Source organism: Pseudoxanthomonas sp. LjRoot204_2 (assembly GCF_056175765.1).
Genome location: NZ_JBGFFG010000364.1, coordinates 1 through 3,445 on the forward strand (window position 1 = coordinate 1; position 3,445 = coordinate 3,445).

A 3,445-nucleotide genomic window follows, 5' to 3' on the forward strand; every position below is an offset into this window, starting at 1 on the left:
ACCAGGGCCTGAATGTCCTGCTGCTGATGGATTCGCTGACCCGTTTTGCCCAGGCGCAACGCGAGATCGGCCTGTCGGTCGGCGAGCCGCCGACCACGCGCGGTTATCCGCCGTCCGTGTTCGCACGCCTGCCGGCGCTGGTCGAACGCGCGGGCAACGGCGCTAAGGGGCGCGGTTCCATCACCGCGTTCTACACGGTGCTCACCGAAGGCGACGATCCGCAGGACCCGATCGCCGACGCCGCGCGCGCCATCCTCGACGGCCACATCCTGCTGTCGCGCCGCGTGGCCGACGCCGGGCTCTACCCCGCCATCGATGTCGAATCCTCGGTCAGCCGCGTGGTCACCGAAATCGCCGACGAGACCTGGCGCGACCGCATCCGCAAGCTCAAGCGCCTGCTGTCGGCCTACAACAGCAACCGCGACCTGATCGCCATCGGCGCTTACCAGCGCGGCAACGATCCGACCGTGGACGAAGCGCTCGAACGCTGGCCGGAGATCGTCGAATTCCTCGGCCAGGACGTGGCGCGCGCCGCCGACCTGCCGAGCAGCCGCGCCGCCCTGGAATCCCTGATCCAACGCAACGCCGCCGCCGGCATTCCGCTGCCGCCCGGCCTGCAGTAACGCCAAGGAACCCCCGTCATGATGCAGTCCCGCCGAATCGATCCCCTGCTGCGCCGCGCGCAGGAGCACGAGGATTCCGTCGCCCGCGAGCTGGCCGAGCGCCAGAACACGCTGGCGCAGCACGAATCCCGGCTGGAGGAGCTCCGCCAGTACGCCGAGGACTACGCCAACAGCCAGATGGCCGCGACCAGCCCCGCGCAACTGGCCAACCGGCGCGCCTTCCTCGAGCGCATCGACCAGGCGCTCAAGCAGCAGTTGCAGAACGTCGACCGCAGCCGCGCCAGCGTGGACATCGAACGCGACCGCCTGCTGCTGGCCAGCCGCGACAAGCAGGTGCTTGAACAGCTCGCCGCGAGCTATCGCGTGCAGGAAAAGCTGATCGTGGACCGTCGCGACCAGCGCGAAATGGACGACGTGGGCGCGCGCCGCGCCCGCCTGGCCGCCACCGCCCGCGAGAACGAGGACGCCTGATGCCTTCATCGACGTCCGCGCTGCCGTTCGCGGCCAAGGCGCCGCCGCCTGCGCCGGCATCGGCATCGGCATCGGCCGGCACGGTGCCTGCAAGTGATGATCCGGGCACCGTGAAGAAGCCCGCGTTCGACGAGATGGTCCRTCGTCCCGTGAAACGCGACGACACCGCACGTGCGACCAGTGCGCGGGCCGGCGAAGCAAGAGACCCGTCTGCGCCACCGACCGGCGCGACTGCCCGCAAGACCGACGACGCCCGCGCCAGCACCGATGAAGACACGGCCGCTGCGCAGGACGCGGCGTCGCGGGTCGTGCTCACGTTGCTGGAAGCACCTGTGCCGGCACCGGTCATGGTCCCGGCGAATGCGGCCGCACCGACGATGATCGACCTGGCGGGCCATCCGTCCGGCACCCTCCTGCCGGACACGGCCTCGCCCACTGCCCCGCTGGAGCCCGATGCGTTGCTGGCCGGTACCCGCGCACCGATGCCTGCGTCGTTGCCCGGCGGCATGCCGGTCCTGGCAGCGGCCGGCATCGACGCCGCCAGCGCCGATCCCGCGCCGACGAACTCCGCCGATGGGTCGACCGCCACCGCGTTGCCCGCGGCAACGGCCGCGCCCGAGACGTCGGCCAAGGCCCCGCTGCAGAACCTGCTGTCGTTCGCGACCCATCTGGCGGCAGGCCAGGTCGCGGCGGCCGTGCCCGACGCGGTCCAGCTGGGTCGCGACATCGTCGATGCCCTGCGCTCCGACGACGGCGACGCTCCCGCGCCGGTGAACAACCTGCTGGCCGGCGTCGGCGCCTCGAACGCACCGCTCGGCCTGTCCCGCACCGAGACCGTCAACCCGATGGAAGCGCCCAGCGCCGACCTGCACGGCGGCCACTTCGACGACGACATCGGCGACGCCGTCCGCTGGATGGCGGACCAGAAGATCGGACATGCCCACATCAAGGTCACCCCCAACGACCTGGGCACGGTCGAGATACGCCTGCGCCTGGAGGGCGACCGCGTGCATGCCGACTTCAGCAGCGCGCAGGCCGAGGTCCGCCAGGCCCTGGAGAGCAGCCTGCCACGCCTGCGCGACATGCTCGGCCAGCACGGCTTCCAGCTCGCCCACGCCGATGTCGGCCAGCAGCACGCGCCGCCGTCACAGGGCAGCGCGCCGCAGCCCGGTGACGCCCGTGGCGATGCGGGCGAGCCCGTCGCCGACACGCCCCGCACCGTCCGCATGACCGCGCGCGGACTGGTGGACGCTTACGCCTGACGGGCCGATCCCGCTCCTGTGGGAGCGACGTAAGTCGCGAGAGCCGGATATCGGCGTCGGTACGCCCTCCGCCGCCAAGCGCTTCGGCTTCGATATCGCGACTTACGTCGCTCCCACGTCAGCACATCCTGGGCACCGCGCGTCAAAACCCCGTCGACCTTTCCCTCAGGCCCCGGCACGCCCCTTGCATCCCCTGGACTGACCCCTCAGGAGATCCATCGCCGTGGCAGCCGCCGACAAGAACGCAAGCAAATCCAAGGCCGACAAGGCCGACAAGCCCAAGGGCGGCAAGTCGTTGCTGACCATCGGGCTGGTGGCGGTCATCGCGGCCGGCGCTGCAGGCGGCGGCGCCTGGTACTTCGCCAGCCACGGCAGCAAGGACGAGAAGGCCGACGCTCCCAAGGCCAAGAGCCCGGGCGAAGTGCCCGCGCCTGCGCAGTACTTCGCGCTGGAGCCGCCCTTCGTGGTGAACCTGGTCGGCGAAACCGGCGGCGCGCGCTATCTGCAGGTGGAAGTGCAGCTGATGACGCGCGACCCCGAGGCGCTGACCGCCATCCAGCTGCATGCGCCCGCCATCCGCGCCCGCCTGCTGATGCTGTTCGCGCAGCAGGATGCCGCCGGCCTGATGTCGCGCGAAGRCAAGGAGCGCCTGCAGAACGCCGCTCTCGGTGAAGTGAAGGCCCTGCTGGTCGCCGAGACCGGCAAGCCGTGCGCCGAGTCCCTGCTGTTCACCAGCTTCGTGATGCAGTGACGGAACCGCGCCGCCATGATGACCAGTGACCTGCTGTCGCAAGACGAGATCGACGCCCTCCTCAACGGCGTCGATACCGGCGCGATCGAGACCGAGGAGCCGCCGCACGATCCCACCGTGGCGCGCACCTACGACTTCGCCAGCCAGGACCGCATCGTGCGCGGCCGCCTGCCGACGCTGGAAATGATCAACGAGCGCTTCGTGCGCACGTGGCGCATCGGCCTGTTCAACCTGTTGCGGCGCTCCGCCGAGCTGTCGGTGCGCGGCATCGAGACCATCAAGTTCGGCGACTACCTGCATTCGCTGTACGTGCCGACCAACCTCAACCTGGTCAAGTT

General features: G+C 70.3%; 3 protein-coding genes and 2 pseudogenes. All 5 read left to right on the top strand.

What is annotated here, in order from left to right; translation table 11 throughout:
- Positions 1-623 (top strand): annotated as a pseudogene (locus tag AC04L7_RS14795) (flagellum-specific ATP synthase FliI); the annotation flags it as partial.
- Positions 624-641: 18 nt separating this feature from the next.
- Positions 642-1,094, top strand: a complete 453-nt coding sequence (gene fliJ, locus AC04L7_RS14800; RefSeq protein WP_296281110.1) for a flagellar export protein FliJ — start codon at positions 642-644, stop codon at positions 1,092-1,094.
- Positions 1,094-2,356 carry a flagellar hook-length control protein FliK gene (locus tag AC04L7_RS14805; protein ID WP_475513295.1) on the top strand — a complete coding sequence of 421 codons (1,263 nt, stop codon included), beginning with the start codon at positions 1,094-1,096 and terminating at the stop codon, positions 2,354-2,356. Before fliJ ends, AC04L7_RS14805 begins: the two co-directional genes overlap by 1 nt.
- 223 nt (positions 2,357-2,579) lie before the next feature.
- Positions 2,580-3,107: a flagellar basal body-associated FliL family protein gene (locus AC04L7_RS14810; RefSeq protein WP_475513296.1), complete on the top strand. Its 528-nt coding sequence runs from the start codon at positions 2,580-2,582 to the stop codon at positions 3,105-3,107.
- Between the two features lie 15 nt (positions 3,108-3,122).
- Positions 3,123-3,445: pseudogene (locus AC04L7_RS14815) on the top strand (flagellar motor switch protein FliM); the annotation flags it as partial.